Origin of the sequence: Caballeronia sp. LZ008 (genome assembly GCF_031451435.1) — a bacterium.
GTDB classification, from domain to species: Bacteria; Pseudomonadota; Gammaproteobacteria; order Burkholderiales; family Burkholderiaceae; genus Caballeronia; species Caballeronia zhejiangensis.
The window spans coordinates 2,791,213-2,808,730 of the sequence record NZ_JARUXK010000001.1 but is presented as its reverse complement, the minus strand read 5'-3'; the positions used below and the strand labels follow the sequence as shown (position 1 = coordinate 2,808,730).

The following is a 17,518-nucleotide window of genomic DNA, read 5'->3' as shown; positions in this document are numbered from 1 at the left end:
CAGCGCTTTCGGCGGATCGGCCGTCCGGGCGTCATCTCGAATTCAGGAATCATAGGCCGCGCACGGATCGGCCGTGTAGAGGCACCGTTCTTTTCGGGATCGATCGGGAATTTTTGATGCGCGCTCCTAAAGCGCCGCTCACTGAGATAAATCCGATTGTTAATCCCGCCCCGATGACGCGCCGGAACCCGAACCTATAATCGGCACGCCTAATTCCGGCGATTGCAGTAACGCCTTTCACGGAAGCATTCTCAATGAGCATCAACCTCAATCAACTTGTCCAGGGCGCTTTGACCGAAAGCGTGTTGCAGCATGTCGCCGGGCGCATCGGCTGCGCGCCGGAATCCGCGCGGCGCGTCGTGTCGCTGTGCGGGCCGGCGCTGATCGGCGCGATGATGAACAAGGCGTCGTCGCTCGAAGGCGCGCGTCATCTGTTCGCGGCGATCATGTCGCCGGCGACCAACGCGCTGATCGCCGAAGAACTGCCGCACTTCGTCGTGCAGGACGAGGGTTTCAAGACGCTCGTCGACAGCAGCGAAAAAGCCGATGCCGAAATCGCCTCGCGCGACAATCTCAATCTGCTCGCCGAGCGCATCGCCGAATACACGGGCGTCGCGGCGAGCGCCACGCGCACGCTGACCGGCGTGGTCGGCGCGACGCTCTTCGGCGTGCTCAAGCGCTATCTCACGCAGCACAACGGCAATCCCAGCCAGCTTCCGACGCTGCTCGGCCATCAGTTGCCGGTCGTGCGCGCGAACATGACCGACGCGTTCGCCAACGCGCTCGGTCTCGGTTCGGTCGGCGCGTTTCTCGCGGGTGTCGCATCGCGGCTGAAGGCGGTGTCGGCGCATCTGGAACATCCGGCGACGCAGGAAGCCGCCGTCTTCGCGCAGCCGCAGGAAGCGCCCGCCGCCGCCGATCACGCCGTGAAGGAAGACGCGGGCCGGAAGAAATGGTGGTGGATCGCATCCGCTGCCGCGCTCGCGATGTTCGCGGTTCTGGCCGGTCGCGGCTGCTCGACGGACAACAAGCCGGAAGACGCCGCGCCCGTCGCGAAGCCGGACGCCGCTTCCGACGCGAGCGCCGAGACGGCAACGGGCGCGACGGCCGCCGCGGCCGATCAGGCGTCTGCGCCGGCCGCGCTGCCTTCCAAGGACGCAACGATGTCCTTCGTCGTCGACGCATCCGGCGTTCCGACGCTGACCGCCACCGTCCACGACGAGCACGAACGCCGCGAACTGCTCGACACGCTCGCCGCGAAGCTCGGCGCGGACAAGTTCAAGGCGGACATCGCGGTCGATCCGGACACGAAGCCCGCCGCGTGGATCGCGAAACTCGACGGCCTGCTCCCGGTCATGACGCTGCCGGGCGCGCAAGTGCGCGTGGTTGGCGACAAGATCGACCTGAGCGGCCGCGCGGGCGATTCGAAGCTCGGCTGGCTGGACAAGCTGAAGGCGTTCTTCGGCGACGACTGGACGATCGGCGCAACCGACACGACCGCCGCCGCAAAAACGCTCGCCGCGTCGGACGCTGCCGCGAATTGCAGTGCCGCTGACGTCGCGAAGAATCTGAATCTGCGTCCGATCAAGTTCGGCTTCGCGTCAAACGAGTTGCCGCGCGCGGCGCTGAACGAACTCGCCGAATCCGCGAAGGGGCTGAAGGATTGCGACGCGAACGGCAAGCCGATCAAGCTGCAGATCGGCGGCTACACGGACAGTTCGGGCAATCCGGCGGTGAATCTCCACTTGTCGGAAAAGCGCGCGCGGTCCGTGCGTTCGTATCTGATCCAGCGTGGCGTGCCGGCCGACACGCTGACGGCGGAAGGTTTCGGCGACGCGCATCCGATCGGCGACAACGCCACGCGCGAAGGCCGCGCGGCGAATCGGCGAATCGAATTCAAGGAACTGAACTGATTCGGGAATCGCGCGAGCCGCTGTAAATGACGCGCCGGTCCGCTCATCGCGGGCCGGCGCGTTTTTTTTGCGTGGATGTCACCGGTTTCGCGGAAAGCCATCGGCCATGAAATCCTGATCCAGATTCGCGGGCAGCATTTCCCGCGCGACCTCGATCCACGCGCGCGCCGCGTGCGACAGATAACCGTTGCGCCGCCAGCCGAGCGCCATGTCCCAGTGAATCTCGGGCGCGACGACCGGACGGCAGGTGAACGCGTTCGCGTCGAGACGCCGGCAGTACGGCGCGGGCAGCAGCGCGATGCCGATGCCTGCCTGCACGAGCGCCGCCATGAAATCCCAATGCCCGCTGCGGCCGACAATCGTCGGCGCGAAACCCGCCTCACGGCACGCGTTGAGCACGACGTCGTTGAGCGCGAGGCTCTCGCCGTAGAACACGAACGGTTCGGCGGCGAGATCGGTGAGCGCGACTTCGCGGGCGTCGTCCCAGCGCGAACCCTTCGGCGCGACGAGCCAGAGAATCTGCCGGCTCACGGGCAGGACGTCGAACATCGCGGTGTCGACCGGCTGCAAGACGCCGCCCAGTTCGAGCTCCCCGTCGATGAGCGCCGCTTCGATCGCCTTCGAGCCGCGCTCGAACAGCTTCAGCTCAACTTTCGGATAACGGCGACGGAACGCGGCGATGGCCGGCGTGAAGAGCGATCCGCCCATCGGCGGAATACCGATCGTCAGCGTGCCGCGCCCGAACGTGCCGAGATCGTTCAACTCCGCTTCCAGACGCGCGTGCGCCGCCAGCACCTCGACGCCGCGCTGATAGACGATCTGGCCGGCGTCGGTCAGCACCATCTGACGCCCCTCGCGCAGAAGCAGCGGCGAGCCGACCTCGTCCTCCAGCGCCTTCACCATCTTGCTGATGGTCGGCTGCGTCACGAACATGTGTTCGGCGGCAGCGGTGAAGCTCTTCTGCTTCACCACTTCGATGAAGTACCGCAAGGCGCGCAATTCCATCGTTGGCTCCGAATTCCAGTTTGGAATGATTCGAATAAGGTTAAGTCATTTTTATTATGCAAGGTGCGCCCATATACTCAGCCTACGGGATAACCCTAATCAATCGCCTTCAGCCCACGAGAGCCGCCATGTCCACCGCCCTGCCGATCAAAACGCCGTCCGCCTTCGCCCGCTTCCTGCGCGTCGCGGTGCAGTCCGCCGCGCTCGCGGGGATCTGGGTCGTAGCGGATTTCGTCGCGCGCAAGCTGTCGCTGCCCGTGCCGGGCGGCGTGATCGGCCTCGTCGCGCTGCTCGCGCTGCTGTTCTGCGGCGGCGTCGCGCCGCGCTGGGTCAAGGCGGGCGCGGACTGGCTGCTGTCCGACATGCTGCTCTTCTTCATCCCGGCGGCGGTCGCGGCGGTCCAGTACGGCGGCCTGTTCATGGAAGACGGCTGGCGGCTCGCGCTCGTGGTCGTCGGCGGAACGTTGATGGTGATGGTGGCCGTGGCGTTCGCCGTCGACCGTGCGGCGCGCCTGGAACGCCGTCTCGCCCTGCGCCGTGTGCTCGTCGCGCGACACGCGGCCCGCGCCTGAGCGAGCGGACATGAACCACTTCTTTGCCTCGCTTCTCGAAGACGACGCCGCGCGCCTCATCGCGGCCGGCTGCTTCGTGCTGACCGTCGCGCTGTACTTCGCGGCCAAGCATCTGTACGCGCGCTTCCGGCGGCCGTGGCTCACGCCGCTTCTGGCCGTGCCGGCGGTGCTCGCGGTCATCGTCGTGATTGCGCGCATTCCGTACTCGGTCTATTACACCGACACGCGCTGGCTCATGTGGCTGCTCGGACCGGCGACGGTCGCGTTCGCGGTGCCGATCTATGAGTACCGCGAACTCATCAAGCGGCACTGGATTTCGCTGACCGTCGGCGTGACGGTCGGCATTCTGGTGGCGGTCGGCGGTTCGCTCGCGCTCGCGAAGCTGCTGCATCTGTCGCCGGAATTGCAGCGCAGCCTCGCGACGCGTTCCGTGTCGACGCCGTTCGCGCTCGCCGTCTCCGACAAGATCCACGCGCCCAAAGACCTCACCGCGCTCTTCGTGATCGCGACGGGCGTCTGCGGCATGCTCTTCGGCGAAATCGTGCTCGCGCTCGTGCCGCTGCGCACGCGGCTCGCGCGCGGCGCGTTGTTCGGCGCGGCGGCGCATGGCGTCGGCACGGCGAAGGCGCGCGAACTGGGGAGCGAAGAGGGCGTCGTCGCGAGTCTCACGATGATGATCGCCGGTGTCGTGATGGTGCTGCTCGCGCCAGTGCTTTCCGTACTGCCTTTCTGAGCGCTTGCGCGCGCCGCGAAAGTCCCTCTTCGGCGTCTCGAAAACGCATTCGCCACACGAGACTTTGCTACAATCGACGCTCGTTTCCGAGGAGCGTTGCGACGGGCGATTCATCGAATCCGCCCGCCAGGCTCGGAAGCATTCAATCCGGACGGTTCGAAAGCGCCAGGCAGTCAAGGCGCCCGCTGAGCCACCGCATCGAACGGCGCTCACGTCAACATTTCTAGTCTTTTTAGAAAAGGAGGGCGTGATGAACGCCGCAGTTCTCGATTCCAACGGTTCCAAGGATTACATCGTTGCCGACATGTCGCTTGCCGCATGGGGCCGCAAAGAGCTCGACATCGCCGAAACGGAAATGCCGGGTCTCATCCAGACGCGCGAAGAGTACAAGGCGCAGCAGCCGCTGAAGGGCGCGCGCATCGCCGGCTCGCTGCACATGACGATTCAGACGGGCGTGCTGATCGAAACGCTCACGGCGCTGGGCGCGGACGTGCGCTGGGCATCGTGCAACATCTTCTCGACGCAGGATCACGCAGCGGCAGCGATCGCCGCGGGCGGCACGCCGGTGTTCGCGTTCAAGGGCGAATCGCTCGACGAATACTGGGAATTCTCGCATCGCATTTTCGAATGGCCGAACGGCGAATTCGCCAACATGATTCTTGATGACGGCGGCGATGCAACGCTGCTGCTCATCCTCGGCGCGAAGGCGGAAAAGGACCGCTCGGTCATCGCCAAGCCGACGAACGAAGAAGAAATCGCGCTCTACAAGTCGATCGCGAAGCACCTCGACGCCGATCCGACGTGGTACTCCACGCGCCTTTCGCACATTCAGGGCGTGACGGAAGAAACCACGACGGGCGTGCATCGCCTGTATCAGATGGAAAAGGAAGGACGCCTGCCGTTCCCCGCCATCAACGTGAACGATTCGGTCACGAAGTCGAAGTTCGACAATCTGTACGGCTGCCGCGAATCGCTCGTCGACGGCATCAAGCGCGCGACCGACGTGATGATCGCCGGCAAGATCGCGGTCGTCGCGGGTTACGGCGACGTGGGCAAGGGCTGCGCGCAATCGCTGCGCGGTCTGGGCGCGACGGTGTGGGTCACGGAAATCGATCCGATCTGCGCGCTGCAAGCCGCAATGGAAGGCTACCGCGTCGTGACGATGGAATACGCCGCGAGCCGCGCCGACATCTTCGTCACCGCGACGGGCAACTATCACGTCATCAACCACGATCACATGAAGGCGATGCGCAACAACGCGATCGTCTGCAACATCGGCCACTTCGATTCGGAAATCGATATCGCGTCGACGCGTCAATACACTTGGGACAACATCAAGCCGCAGGTGGATCACATCGTCTTCCCGGACGGCAAGAAGATCATCATTCTGGCTGAAGGGCGTCTCGTGAACCTCGGCTGCGCGACGGGCCATCCGTCCTTCGTGATGTCGAACTCGTTCACGAACCAGACGCTCGCGCAGATCGAACTGTTCACGCAGGGCAAGAAGTACGAGAACAAGGTCTACGTGCTGCCGAAGCATCTCGACGAAAAGGTCGCGCGCCTGCACCTCGGCCGTATCGGCGCGGAACTGACCGTGCTGTCGGACGAGCAGGCCGGCTACATCGGCGTCGACAAGAACGGCCCGTTCAAGCCGAACCACTACCGCTATTAAACGCTGACGGCAGCCGTAACAGGCGCGGGCGTGACGACCACGCCCGCGCGATTCAACGCATCAACCGGAGATTTCTCGATGACCGTGCTGCTGACATGGCTGATCAACGCGCTCGCGCTGCTGATCATCACCTACCTCGTGCCTTCGATTCATATCCGCAGTTTCGGCACGGCGCTCATCATCGCGGTGGTGCTGGGTCTCATCAACGCGATCATCCGGCCTGTTCTCATCATCCTCACGTTGCCGGTGACCATCGTCACGCTCGGGTTCTTCATACTCGTCGTGAATGCGCTGTGCTTCTGGCTGTGCTCGTCGCTGTTGAAGGGCTTCGAAGTATCGGGCTTCTGGTCCGCGTTCTTCGGCTCGATTCTCTACAGCATCGTGTCGTGGCTGCTGTCGGCGCTGATCTTCGGGAATCGCAACTTCGGTTGACGTTGGACCGCGCGCTGCCGTGCGTCAAAAAACATCATGAAACCGATCGAACTCTCATTCGAGTTTTTCCCGCCGAAGACGCAGGAAGGCGTGGACAAGCTGCGCGCGTCCCGCGCCGAGTTGAAGAAGCTCTCGCCCAAGTTCGTCTCCGTGACGTTCGGCGCGGGCGGCTCCACGCAGCAAGGCACGCTCGACACCGTGCTCGAAATGGCCGCGGAAGGCTTCGAGGCCGCGCCGCATCTCTCGTGCATCGGCTCGTCGAAGGACAGTCTGCGCGCCATTCTCTTGCAGTACCGCGAGCACGGTATTCGCCACATCGTCGCGCTGCGCGGCGATCTGCCTTCGGGCATGGGCGAAGTCGGCGAGTTGCGCTATGCGTCGGAACTGGTGGCGTTCATCCGTCAGGAGCACGGCGACTGGTTCAACATCGAAGTGGCCGCGTATCCGGAGTTTCATCCGCAATCGAGGTCGCCGAAAGCCGATCTCGAAAACTTCGCGCGCAAGGTGAAGGCGGGTGCGAACTCGGCGATCACGCAGTACTTCTTCAACGCCGATTCCTACTTCAAGTTCGTCGAGGAAGCACGCAAGCTCGGCGTCGACGTGCCGATCGTGCCGGGCATCATGCCGATCACGAACTTCTCGCAACTGATGCGCTTCTCCGACATGTGCGGCGCCGAAGTGCCGAAGTGGATCGCGCGGCGGCTTGAAAGCTTCGGCGACGATCGCGAGTCGATCCGCGCGTTCGGCGTCGACGTGGTGACGGGCCTGTGCCGCCGTCTCATCGATGATGGCGCGCCGGGTCTGCACTTCTACACGCTCAACGGCGCGTGGGCGTCGAAGACGGTTTGCGAACGTCTCGGCTTCAAGAGCGTCTGATCAGCATCAATGTTCACCCGCGCGGCGCTCGCCGCGCGGTTCCTGGTCGAGGCATTCGAAGCGGGGGACTCAGTGCATTTCTCGGACGGACGAGGTCATTTTTCGTTCGCCGCTTCTGGATGCGATGGCTTCGCACTAACTCGACCGCATGTCGTGGTACTAGGTCTCTCCCGCGCAATTGTCGTAGCTTTCTAATGTCACGAAACGTGACAACGGCTTGGTCGTATCGGACGATTTCTACTTGACGTGCTTGCTGGCATGCGGCCAACAGCAGCAGAGCAAGTCCTATCTACTGTCTCATTCATTTACGTACCGTTTTTGTTTCTAACTTAGTCGCTCAATGTCTATTCGTTGGGCGAATTGACGCGTCGCAGACGTAGTGGTCTTGGCCGGAAGGGGAGTGCAATCCCTTAGGCAAAGCTGTGCTGAATAGAATGGTTACGCCTTCCGGCAACCTCGCATTTTTACCGTAGACATAACCCGGTCCTAACGGATAGCGATCCGTCAGTGTGTCTCCGAAATTTCCCCATTTTCTCGTTATATATAGCGAATCAGCCGTAACGGAAAAGGTATATTCCTTCGACGCTTCGACCGAGTCGTACGAAATATGGTCGCGGTCATACTGCATCCAATTAAACGTCCGTCCGCCGTCGGTCGAATATGCCGCGTAATTCATGCATCCGCGATCACCGCACAGATTTGTTGATACTTTTGGGATCACTACGTTCATGCCCGTTGGGTCGTCGATGATCAGTTTGCCGAGAAAACCGCCGACCCACATGTCGTCAACCAAGGTCCGCACGCCTGTATGCGTGTCGTTGTACCAAGTGTCACCGAAGCAATGGTCGTAATTTTCGAGAGTCACAAAACGATAATCGTCGATCCGATAGATCACCTGCACAGGCGAGTCATACTGTTTTTTCGGCAGATCGCTCGGCACAACCCGACCTGTTTCAAATTCACGTGCACTCATCTGCTGACATCCAGCAAGGAACGTCAGCAGTAACAACACGATTGTCCTGAGTCGTTTCATTGCTCGTACACCGGTTTGTTGATCTTTTGGCGTTCCGCTTCTGCGGCTACGATTTCATCCGTAATGGTTTCAGGATCAATTCCTTTGGGTATGGGAGGAACATTGAGCGTTCCCTTATCGAAGTATTCGTCACCGATCTGCGTCCAATCCGCGTCTTTAATCAGACTGAGCCAGAAATCGAGCGAGTCGTGCGACTCGCAGAAACCGATCGGCAAATCCCACGCCACCACCCGACTCATGAATTCATGATGTTGCGGCAAGGTGCTGTGATTCGTCGGCATCGGTTGATATTCTTCGATGCGCTTGATCATTTCCGCGTGGTTTTCCGTACGCATTAGCGGGCCCTGCGCATAGGGATCGTTCATGACCTGCTTTTCCAGGCGATGTATGGATTCGAGGTAAGGAACGCCAGGATCCAGATAATTTCCACGCTTATCTTTTGCGCCGAGCGCATCCTGATCGCTCAACGCTTCCTCGAAGTACCGTTCAACCGGTTGCTTGCTTTCTACCGTCTGGCCTGCTTCGACCCGCGTGACAATACGTTGTTGCTTCTTGGACATCTCCTCAGCCGTAATAGGATGAGGTACTTGCTCGGCATTGATATTGACCTTCTGATTCTTGCCCGGCACCGTCCATAGCTCGACTCCAGCCGCTGTTCGGTTGCCATTCCAGAAATCGCCCGGCTTTACGCCAGGCTCAGGATTAGGAATCGGCGGCAAAGTACCAAAGTTCGTCGTCGCCGGCGCGTCCCCACAGGACGTGCCTCGTGCCAGCATCCGCTGTTTGACGGTATCGCCCAGTTCATCGATCAATGCGTCACTCACGCCTTGCCAGCCGATGCTTTGAAGGGCTTTGCTGCCCATCACCCGGTCGTGCGGATTGAAGTACACGTAAAGGCGCCCGTGATTGTCACGTTCCTTGATTCCGTTGTTTACGGCATTGACATGCCACAGTTCCATTTCCTGCGTCGCGCCCACATGAAGCATTCCATGTTCTTCGTCGGTAAAGACCTTTTTATCCTTCTTAATGCGTTCCGCCACGTTGCGGAATGTATTGACACGCGCCCGCGTTGTGGGGCGACTGTGCCAGCACGTCAACGCGTCTGTGGATTTGTCTTCCAGCGAAAAAGGCGAGTTCATTACCACCAGCGAATCGGGCGCGCGCGTCTTGCACATGAGCGTGGCGGGCCATGCTGATCATCGTTCCCTGACTATGCGACATAACGGTGATCGTATCGTCCGGACAGCGCGTGCGGATCCTGTCAATCAAATTCGCGAGGCGTTGCGCCGCGTGGGCGTAGTACTGACGGCCAGGAGCGTCGTGCAGTTCCCGGTCCCATTCGGTGTTGAACCATTGGAGGTTGAATACTTTGGCAATTCTGGGTGAGAAGCCGGTTTCGCTCCACAGTTGCTGGAGGTTGTTCGTGCCGTTCTGAAAGGGACCGCCGCCCCAAAACCACGGCCCTGAATCCTTCAAGTCCCTGGTTTTCCAGCCATCCTCGTCACGGATGTTTTTTAGCGGCACACGCCATTTATGCTCCTTGCCTTCTTGAGCGCGATAGCCCCAATAAAAGCGAATCACCGGGGAATACCCGCCGTTCGCGATCCGTCGCAGGGACACACCACCTTTACCGTCACTGGTCGTGTAGTCGTTCGACTTGAGGTCCTTCCGCCCCAATCTCGCATTCAACCCCTCACATAGCGCCTTCTCCGCCGCTTCGTACCATTCCCCTTCCGAGTTAACGCCATGCACGAAGATAACGACGCCCGGCAAAGCCGGCGGAACACGACACTCGGCATACACCTGATAACTTTCAGGTGTCATGTAGGACTCCCAAAACGGCCGCCCGAAGACGTCGGCCTGCATCGGCACAACGCAAGTGGCGGTTTCTAATTTGTAGCGTTTTGGTTGCGCATCGTCAGACGCGGCGCCTTCCCGCTGGTCGGGCGTATCTCGCCCGGTCATCTTTTCGTTCAATTTTTGCTCCGTTCGGCTGGATTCGCCCAGTTCGGCGTGCTCGTTTTTTTTAGCATGCGCGTGCTCAACCAGTGGAAAAATAGTGTCGCATCCTGCCGAGTGGCAGCCTTTCGGAGCAATCAAAGTGGAAATCAAGGAGCGGCGCTTGAGCCCGCCGCGATTCCCAAGATCCGTGTACCGCTTATCACGTTCAAACATGCCCGATAACCTACCCTTATCGGAGCGCCACCGACGACAAACTCTAGTGGGGAAAACCAAGTACACGTGTCACTTTTGTTCGTGCTAGGGTAGCGCCCACTTTGCGCGTGTGCTTCGAAAAAAGCGGGGCGGCGCGATCAAGTACACTCGCGCTACGTCGGCCAGAAGCCGGCATCGACTTGGAGGAAACATGAACAAAAACAGCCTGTTGCGAGCCATCCGCGGATCGGCGCTCGCAGGCGCCGTCGCCACCGCGACGCTCTTTGCAGCAACCGCGGCACACGCCGCGGGAATCCCGAACAAGACGCTCGTGTATTGCTCGGAAGGCAGCCCGGCCGGCTTCGATCCGGCGCAATACACCACCGGCACCGATTTCACCGCGAATACCTTCACCGTCTATAACCGTCTTGTCGAATTCGAGCGCGGCGGTACGAAGGTCGAGCCGGGTCTCGCCGAAAAGTGGGACGTGTCGTCGGATGGCCTCAGCTACACGTTCCATCTGCGTCACGGCGTGAAGTTCCAGACGACGTCGTTCTTCAAGCCGACGCGCGAATTCAACGCGGATGACGTGATCTTCACGTTCAACCGCATGCTCGACCCGAACAATCCGTTCCGCAAGGCGTACAACGTCCAGTTTCCGTACTTCACGGACCTCGGCATGGACAAGCTGATCTCGAAGATCGAGAAGGTCGATCCGTACACCGTGAAGTTCACGCTGAAGGAAGTCAGCGCGCCGTTCATCCAGAACATGGCGATGGAATACGCGTCGATCCTGTCCGCCGAGTACACGGACAAGCTGCTGAAAGACGGCAAGGCCGCCGACATCAACCAGCAGCCGGTCGGCACGGGTCCGTTCATCTTCCGCAGCTACACGAAGGACGCGACCATCCGCTTCGACGGCAATCCTGATTACTGGAAGCCGAACGCCGTGCAGATCAGCAAGCTGATCTTCTCGATCACGCCGGACGCGGCCGTGCGCGTGCAGAAGCTGAAGAACAACGAATGCCAGGTGATGAGCTATCCGCGTCCGGGCGATATCGCCGCGCTGAAGTCGGCATCGAATGTCGATACGCCGTCACAGGCGGGCTTCAACGAAGGCTATGTCGCGTACAACGTGACGAAGAAGGGCCTCGACAACACCGACGTGCGCCGCGCGCTCGACATGGCGATCAACAAGAAGGCGATCATCGATTCCGTGTATCAGGGCGCGGGCCAGCCGGCCACCGCACCGATGCCGCCGACGCAGTGGTCCTACGACAAGAACCTGAAGGGCCAGACATACGACACCGCGAAGGCGAAGGAACTGCTCGCGAAGGCGGGCTTCCCGAACGGCTTCGAAATCACGCTCTGGGCGATGCCGGTTCAACGCGCGTACAACCCGAACGCGCGGCTGATGGCGGAAATGATCCAGGCCGACTGGGCGAAGATCGGCGTGAAGGCGAACATCGTTTCGTACGAGTGGGGCGAGTATCTGAAGCGCGCGCACGCGGGCGAACACGATGCGCTCCTGATCGGCTGGACCGGCGACAACGGCGACCCCGACAACTGGCTCGGCACGCTGCTCGGCTGCGACGCCGTGAAGGGCAGCAACTTCTCGAAGTGGTGCTACAAGCCGTTCGACGAACTCGTCGTGAAGGGCCGTTCGACGACCGATGTCGCCGCGCGCACGAAGGCTTACACCGATGCGCAGCAGATCTTCGCGCAGCAACTGCCGTTCTCGCCGATCGCGCACTCGACGGTGTATCAGCCGGTGAGCAAGAAGGTGACGAACATGAAGATCGAGCCGCTCGGCTACGTTCGCTTCGATGGCGTCGGCATGCAATAAAGTTTGTCTACGGAACGCTTTTTGCACTAAACCATAGTTAATCGAACAGGTCCGGCGGCGCGGGTCCACAAGATCCAAGCCGCCGGTCACGTTTTGAGTCCTCCCAATACCGAAAAGGACGATCCATGTTCCGATTCGTTTTGCGACGCATAGGAATGGTGATACCGACGTTCATCGGCATTACGATTCTCGCGTTCGCGCTCATCCACCTGATTCCCGGCGACCCCATCGAAGTGATGATGGGCGAGCGTGGCGTCGATCCCGCGATGCACGCCGAAGCCATGAAGCGCCTCGGTCTCGACCAGCCGCTGCCGGTCCAATACCTCACCTACGTCGGGCACGCGCTGAAAGGCGATCTCGGCACGTCGATCATCACGAATACCAGCGTGATGGGCGAGTTCCTCGCGCGCTTTCCGGCGACCGTCGAACTCTCCATCTGCGCGATGATCTTCGCGCTCGTCGTCGGCTTGCCGGCGGGCGTCGCGGCGGCGCTCAGGCGCGGCACGGTCGTCGATCACGGCGTGATGGGCACCGCGCTCACGGGCTATTCGATGCCGATTTTCTGGTGGGGCTTGATCCTCATCATGTTCTTCTCGGCGAAGCTCGGTTGGACGCCGGTGTCGGGCCGCATCGCGGTCGAATACGACATTCCGCACGTCACCGGCTTCATGTTGATCGACGCGCTCTTCTCGAGCGACGAAGGCGCGTTCACGTCGGCGGTGTCGCATCTGATTCTGCCGACCATCGTGCTCGGCACGATTCCGCTGGCGGTCGTCGCGCGCATGACGCGCTCGTCGATGCTCGAAGTGCTGCGCGAGGACTACATCCGCACGGCGCGCGCGAAGGGTTTGTCGCCGCTGCGCGTGGTCGTCGTGCATGCGCTGCGCAACGCGCTGATTCCTGTCGTGACCGTGATCGGCCTGCAGGTCGGCACGCTGCTCGCGGGCGCGGTGCTGACCGAGACGCTGTTCTCGTGGCCGGGTGTCGGCAAGTGGCTCATCGACGCCATTTCGCGCCGCGATTATCCGGTCGTGCAAGGCGGCATTCTGATGATCGCGACGCTCGTGATCGTCGTGAACCTGGTCGTCGATTTGTTGTACGGCGTGTTGAATCCGCGCATTCGCCATACTCGCTGAGGAAAACATGTACCCCCACGCTCACACTTGTTCGCTGCCCCCCAAGGGGGCGCATGCCTCGCTTGAGGCCGCTCGGCGCGAGGCATAACGAATGGCTGACGTTCAAAACAATCTCCCGCCGGGCGCGCTCACGCCGCCGTCCGGGCGCATGGTCGCGGCGCGCGAATTCTGGGCGAATTTCTCGCGCAATCGCGGCGCCGTCGTCGCGGGCGTGATCGTGCTCGTGCTGATTCTCGTCGCGCTGCTCGCGCCGCTGATCGCACCGCATAGCCCGATCGAGCAATATCGCGATTACGTGAAAATTCCGCCCGCGTGGCTCGAAGGCGGCAACCGCATGTTCCTGCTCGGCACCGATGAAGCCGGCCGCGACATTCTCTCGCGTCTCATGTACGGCGCGCGGCTGTCGTTCTGGATCGGCTTCGTGTCGGTCGTGCTCGCGCTGATTCCGGGCGTCGTGCTCGGTCTGATGGCCGCGTTCTTCCACTGGCTCGATACGCCGATCATGCGCGTGATGGACGTGCTGCTCGCGTTGCCTTCGCTGCTGCTCGCGGTCGCGGTCGTCGCGATCATCGGGCCGGGGCTCGTCAACACGATGCTCGCCATCGCCATCGTCGCGCTGCCCGGTTACGTGCGTCTCACGCGCGCCTCGGCGCTCGGCGAATTGCAGAAGGAATACGTGACGGCATCGCGCGTCGCGGGCGCGGGCACCGTCCGCCTGATGTTCTCGCAAGTGTTGCCGAACTGCGCCGCGCCGCTGATCGTGCAGGCGACGCTCGGTTTCTCGTCCGCGATTCTCGATGCTGCCGCGCTCGGCTTTCTCGGCCTCGGCGTGCAGCCGCCGGCGGCGGAGTGGGGCGCGATGCTCGCATCGGCGCGCGATTACATCGAAAGCGCATGGTGGATCGTGACGATGCCAGGCCTGTCGATCCTGATCTCGGTGCTCGTCATCAATCTGCTCGGCGACGGTCTGCGCGATGCGCTAGATCCGAAACTCAAACGGATGGGCTGACATGAACGATCTTCTGACTATCCGCAATTTGCAGGTGACGTTCGGGGGCACGCAGGCCGTCGATCGCATCGATCTGTCCGTGAAGCCGGGCGAAGTCGTCGGCGTCGTCGGCGAATCCGGCTCGGGCAAGAGCGTCACGATGATGGCGCTGATGGGCCTCATCGACGCGCCAGGCAAAGTAACCGCCGATCAGGTCACGTTCGACGGGAAGGACTTGCTGAAGGCGTCGGCGCGCGCGCGTCGCAGGATCATCGGCAAGGACATCGCGATGGTGTTTCAGGACGCGCTGACGAGCCTGAACCCGAGCTACACCGTCGGCTATCAGATCAAGGAAGTACTGAAGCTGCACGAAGGTCTGCGCGGCGATGCGCTCGACAAACGCGCGCTCGAACTGCTCGATCAGGTCGGCATTCCGGACGCGAAGAACCGCATCAATTCGTTTCCGCATCAGATGTCGGGCGGCATGAATCAGCGCGTGATGATCGCGATGGCGGTCGCATGCAATCCGAAGCTGCTGATCGCCGACGAGCCCACCACCGCGCTCGACGTGACGATCCAGGCGCAGATCATGGAACTGCTCGTGAAGCTGCAGAAGGAACGCGGCATGGCGCTCGTGCTGATTTCGCACGATCTCGCGGTCGTGTCGGAAGTGGCGCAGCGCGTCGCGGTGATGTACGCGGGCGAGATCATCGAAACGAATCATGTGCCGACGATCTTCAGCGAGCCGCATCATCCGTACACGGAAGCGCTGCTCGCGGCGATTCCCGAACATTCGCGCGGCGCGGAACGTCTCGCGGCGCTGCCGGGCATGGTGCCGGGCAAGGACGATCGCCCGAGCGGATGTCTCTTCGCGCCGCGCTGCAAATATGTCGTCGACGATTGCCGGAAGGCGCGGCCGAATCTGTATCAGCTCGACAAGAACGATCCGGCCGTGCGGGCGCGCTGCATCAAGCCGTTGAACATCGATGTGGTCGTGGAAGGAGGCGCGCGATGAACGCCGTACCGAAGGAATCGAATCAGGACATCGTGCTCGCCGCCGACAGGCTCACGAAGCATTACGACGTGAAACGCAGCGCGTTCAAGCACGGCACGGTGAAGGCGTTGAACGGCGTGTCGTTCGAATTGAAGCGCGGGCGCACGCTTGCGGTCGTCGGCGAATCGGGATGCGGCAAGTCCACGCTCGCGCGTCAATTGACGATGATCGAAGCGCCCACGTCGGGCCGTCTGCTGATCGAAGGCGACGATGTCGCGGGCGCGAGCCGTGCGAAGATCGCCGAGTTGCGTCAGCGCGTGCAGATGGTGTTCCAGAACCCTTTCGCGTCGCTGAATCCGCGCAAGACCGTCGAGCAGACGCTCGGCGAACCGCTCGCGATCAACACGAAGCTCTCGTCGACGGAGCGCGCCGAGCGCATCGCGAAGATGATGCGTACCGTCGGCTTGCGGCCGGAACACGCGTCGCGTTATCCGCACATGTTTTCGGGCGGGCAGCGTCAGCGCGTGGCGATCGCGCGGGCGATGATTCTCGATCCGCAGATCGTCGTCGCCGACGAGCCGGTGTCCGCGCTCGACGTGTCGATTCAGGCGCAGATCCTGAATCTGTTCATGGATCTCCAGGCGCAGTTCGGCACGAGCTACGTGTTCATCTCGCACAATTTGTCGGTGGTGGAGCATATCGCCGACGACGTGATGGTGATGTACTTCGGCGGCGTCGCGGAAGTCGGCGACAAGAAGACGATTTTCGCGAAGCCGCGCCATCCGTACACGCGCGCGCTCATGTCCGCGACGCCCGCGATCTTCGAGGAAGACCGGCGCATCAAGATCAAGCTGCAGGGCGAGATGCCGTCGCCGCTCAATCCGCCATCGGGCTGCACGTTCCATCAGCGCTGCCCGTATGCGATCGAGCGATGCCGTGTCGAAGAGCCGAAACTGCGCGTGGTCGATGGACGTCAGGTGTCGTGCCATCGCGCCGAGGAGGTCGGCGAAGCCGAAGTCTGAATCTCGCCGGAAGGCTGCACGACGCGTCACGCGAATGTTTTAAGATGTCGATCGTGCAGGATTCAACCGTCAAGCCGCGCTTTTCGCGCGCGGCGTTCGCCAAAACGACAGCCCTCGTGCTGTCGTTCTTGCTGTTTACGGCGGGTGTCTCGGTGTCGCCTTCGGGCTTCGCGGTGGTCGGATCGCGCACGCCGCAGGCCGCGGGCGATGCCGGGTCCGCCGCCGCGCCCGCCAATCCCGCTCCGCCGCCGCGCACGGACCGCTCGACCGGCACGACCGCGAGCGGCCCGGTGCGCGCGCAGCCGCCGCGCATGCCGTTCTACGTCGCGACCAAGGGCACGACGACCATCTATCTGCTCGGCACGCTCCATGTGGGTTTCGCGAGCGACTATCCGCCCGAGCAACCGTTTCGCAAATCGATACTCGCGGCGCTCGATGCATCGCCTACGCTCGCGCTCGAGATTTCCCCCGACGATCTCCTGCTCTCTCAAGACGATGTGAATCGTTATGGCATGTGCCGCAGCGCGTGTCTGATCGACTATTTGCCTGACTCGATGTGGAAGAAGGTCGAGGCGCGCATGCGCAGCAATCCGGCGGCGCTGAAGGAGATCCGGCATACGCGGCCATGGCTCGCATCGATGCTGATCGAAACCTACGACACGTTGAAGGCCGGGTTTCAAAGCGAGTACGGAACCGAGGCGCAGTTGCAGAACGTGTATCTTCGCGCGCGCGGGAAGATCGTCGGACTGGAAACGCTGAACGAGCAGATTTCGACATTCACGCGGCTTTCGTCGGCGCAGCAACGCGAAATGCTCGCGCAGGATCTCGTGCAGACGCCGGCGGAGAACGTCGCCGATGTGAAGGAGTTGCACCGGCTGTGGCGCATCGGCGACGCGGATGCGCTCAAGGCCTGGGACGACGCCAAGTCGAGCAAGCTGGCGCGGAACAAGGCGCTCGCGGCGCAGGTCGACAATCGCGTGGTGTATCAGCGGAATCAGCGGTTCGTGCAGCGGATCGTCGCCATCGCCGCGCCGGATAAACCGGTGTTCGTGGCGATCGGCGCGTTGCATCTCGGCGGGCCGCGGGGCGTGCTCGAGCTTCTGAGAAAGCGAGGGTTCGTGGTGGAAGCGGGGTGATCGCCA

At 61.9% G+C, this 17,518-nt stretch carries 16 protein-coding genes and 1 riboswitch; of the genes, 12 read left to right on the top strand and 4 right to left on the bottom strand.

The window, feature by feature from the left end; genetic code table 11:
* Positions 1-254: 254 nt before the first annotated feature.
* Complete coding sequence (locus QCE49_RS13070; protein WP_250457108.1) at positions 255-1,913, top strand: OmpA family protein; 1,659 nt, start codon at positions 255-257, stop codon at positions 1,911-1,913.
* A gap of 78 nt (positions 1,914-1,991) precedes the next feature.
* Here QCE49_RS13070 and QCE49_RS13065 read toward each other — a convergent pair whose 3' ends face one another.
* Positions 1,992-2,918: a LysR family transcriptional regulator gene (locus QCE49_RS13065; RefSeq protein WP_008352602.1), complete on the bottom strand. Its 927-nt coding sequence runs from the start codon at positions 2,916-2,918 to the stop codon at positions 1,992-1,994.
* Positions 2,919-3,046: 128 nt separating this feature from the next.
* On the opposite strand from QCE49_RS13065, the gene QCE49_RS13060 reads away from it, so the two are divergent.
* From QCE49_RS13060 to metF, 5 genes are all read left to right on the top strand, one after another.
* On the top strand, positions 3,047-3,490 hold the full coding sequence (locus QCE49_RS13060; protein ID WP_034473259.1) for a CidA/LrgA family protein: 444 nt from the start codon (positions 3,047-3,049) through the stop codon (positions 3,488-3,490).
* A 10-nt stretch (positions 3,491-3,500) separates the two neighbouring features.
* Entirely contained in the window at positions 3,501-4,223 is a 723-nt protein-coding gene (locus tag QCE49_RS13055) for an LrgB family protein (RefSeq protein ID WP_008352604.1), read from the top strand.
* A gap of 82 nt (positions 4,224-4,305) precedes the next feature.
* Positions 4,306-4,441, top strand: a riboswitch (S-adenosyl-L-homocysteine riboswitch).
* A 32-nt stretch (positions 4,442-4,473) separates the two neighbouring features.
* Positions 4,474-5,895, top strand: coding sequence for an adenosylhomocysteinase (gene ahcY / locus QCE49_RS13050; RefSeq protein ID WP_008352605.1), 1,422 nt, complete (start codon positions 4,474-4,476; stop codon positions 5,893-5,895).
* A gap of 78 nt (positions 5,896-5,973) precedes the next feature.
* Positions 5,974-6,327 carry a phage holin family protein gene (locus QCE49_RS13045; protein ID WP_008352606.1) on the top strand — a complete coding sequence of 118 codons (354 nt, stop codon included), beginning with the start codon at positions 5,974-5,976 and terminating at the stop codon, positions 6,325-6,327.
* A gap of 36 nt (positions 6,328-6,363) precedes the next feature.
* On the top strand, positions 6,364-7,203 hold the full coding sequence (gene metF / locus QCE49_RS13040; RefSeq protein ID WP_008352607.1) for a methylenetetrahydrofolate reductase [NAD(P)H]: 840 nt from the start codon (positions 6,364-6,366) through the stop codon (positions 7,201-7,203).
* A 337-nt stretch (positions 7,204-7,540) separates the two neighbouring features.
* Here the strand turns inward: metF and QCE49_RS13035 are convergent, their stop codons facing one another.
* Genes QCE49_RS13035 through QCE49_RS13025 form a run of 3 tightly spaced genes read right to left on the bottom strand, consistent with a single transcriptional unit; the run spans position 7,541 to position 10,411 of the window.
* On the bottom strand, positions 7,541-8,236 hold the full coding sequence (locus tag QCE49_RS13035) for a hypothetical protein (protein ID WP_250457109.1): 696 nt from the start codon (positions 8,234-8,236) through the stop codon (positions 7,541-7,543).
* Positions 8,233-9,276 (bottom strand): hypothetical protein, encoded by a 1,044-nt coding sequence (locus QCE49_RS13030; RefSeq protein WP_250457110.1) that lies wholly within the window; start codon positions 9,274-9,276, stop codon positions 8,233-8,235. The genes QCE49_RS13035 and QCE49_RS13030 overlap by 4 nt, the downstream gene beginning before the upstream one ends.
* A complete protein-coding gene (locus QCE49_RS13025) occupies positions 9,260-10,411 on the bottom strand; it encodes a hypothetical protein (protein ID WP_250457111.1) in 1,152 nt (383 codons plus the stop codon). Before QCE49_RS13025 ends, QCE49_RS13030 begins: the two co-directional genes overlap by 17 nt.
* Before the next feature lie 190 nt (positions 10,412-10,601).
* Here QCE49_RS13025 and QCE49_RS13020 point away from each other — a divergent pair, with 190 nt between their 5' ends.
* From QCE49_RS13020 to QCE49_RS12995, 6 genes are all read left to right on the top strand, one after another.
* Positions 10,602-12,236: an ABC transporter substrate-binding protein gene (locus QCE49_RS13020; protein WP_175979634.1), complete on the top strand. Its 1,635-nt coding sequence runs from the start codon at positions 10,602-10,604 to the stop codon at positions 12,234-12,236.
* A gap of 125 nt (positions 12,237-12,361) precedes the next feature.
* Complete coding sequence (locus QCE49_RS13015) at positions 12,362-13,372, top strand: ABC transporter permease subunit (protein ID WP_008352611.1); 1,011 nt, start codon at positions 12,362-12,364, stop codon at positions 13,370-13,372.
* A 91-nt stretch (positions 13,373-13,463) separates the two neighbouring features.
* Positions 13,464-14,381: an ABC transporter permease subunit gene (locus tag QCE49_RS13010; RefSeq protein ID WP_008352613.1), complete on the top strand. Its 918-nt coding sequence runs from the start codon at positions 13,464-13,466 to the stop codon at positions 14,379-14,381.
* A gap of 1 nt (position 14,382) precedes the next feature.
* The gene (locus QCE49_RS13005) at positions 14,383-15,375 is read left to right on the top strand and encodes an ABC transporter ATP-binding protein (RefSeq protein WP_175979632.1); all 993 of its coding nucleotides are present in this window, start codon (positions 14,383-14,385) and stop codon (positions 15,373-15,375) included.
* Complete coding sequence (locus QCE49_RS13000; protein ID WP_250457112.1) at positions 15,372-16,376, top strand: peptide ABC transporter ATP-binding protein; 1,005 nt, start codon at positions 15,372-15,374, stop codon at positions 16,374-16,376. The genes QCE49_RS13005 and QCE49_RS13000 overlap by 4 nt, the downstream gene beginning before the upstream one ends.
* A gap of 44 nt (positions 16,377-16,420) precedes the next feature.
* A complete protein-coding gene (locus tag QCE49_RS12995) occupies positions 16,421-17,512 on the top strand; it encodes a TraB/GumN family protein (protein WP_175979630.1) in 1,092 nt (363 codons plus the stop codon).
* The last annotated feature ends 6 nt before the right edge of the window (positions 17,513-17,518 follow it).

Coding starts and splice junctions, on each gene's coding strand:
- QCE49_RS13070 (WP_250457108.1), top strand. CDS start 255: ATGAGCATCAACCTCAATCAACTTGTCCAGGGCGCTTTGACCGAAAGC.
- QCE49_RS13065 (WP_008352602.1), bottom strand. CDS start 2,918: ATGGAATTGCGCGCCTTGCGGTACTTCATCGAAGTGGTGAAGCAGAAG.
- QCE49_RS13060 (WP_034473259.1), top strand. CDS start 3,047: ATGTCCACCGCCCTGCCGATCAAAACGCCGTCCGCCTTCGCCCGCTTC.
- QCE49_RS13055 (WP_008352604.1), top strand. CDS start 3,501: ATGAACCACTTCTTTGCCTCGCTTCTCGAAGACGACGCCGCGCGCCTC.
- ahcY (WP_008352605.1), top strand. CDS start 4,474: ATGAACGCCGCAGTTCTCGATTCCAACGGTTCCAAGGATTACATCGTT.
- QCE49_RS13045 (WP_008352606.1), top strand. CDS start 5,974: ATGACCGTGCTGCTGACATGGCTGATCAACGCGCTCGCGCTGCTGATC.
- metF (WP_008352607.1), top strand. CDS start 6,364: ATGAAACCGATCGAACTCTCATTCGAGTTTTTCCCGCCGAAGACGCAG.
- QCE49_RS13035 (WP_250457109.1), bottom strand. CDS start 8,236: ATGAAACGACTCAGGACAATCGTGTTGTTACTGCTGACGTTCCTTGCT.
- QCE49_RS13025 (WP_250457111.1), bottom strand. CDS start 10,411: ATGTTTGAACGTGATAAGCGGTACACGGATCTTGGGAATCGCGGCGGG.
- QCE49_RS13020 (WP_175979634.1), top strand. CDS start 10,602: ATGAACAAAAACAGCCTGTTGCGAGCCATCCGCGGATCGGCGCTCGCA.
- QCE49_RS13015 (WP_008352611.1), top strand. CDS start 12,362: ATGTTCCGATTCGTTTTGCGACGCATAGGAATGGTGATACCGACGTTC.
- QCE49_RS13010 (WP_008352613.1), top strand. CDS start 13,464: ATGGCTGACGTTCAAAACAATCTCCCGCCGGGCGCGCTCACGCCGCCG.
- QCE49_RS13005 (WP_175979632.1), top strand. CDS start 14,383: ATGAACGATCTTCTGACTATCCGCAATTTGCAGGTGACGTTCGGGGGC.
- QCE49_RS13000 (WP_250457112.1), top strand. CDS start 15,372: ATGAACGCCGTACCGAAGGAATCGAATCAGGACATCGTGCTCGCCGCC.
- QCE49_RS12995 (WP_175979630.1), top strand. CDS start 16,421: ATGTCGATCGTGCAGGATTCAACCGTCAAGCCGCGCTTTTCGCGCGCG.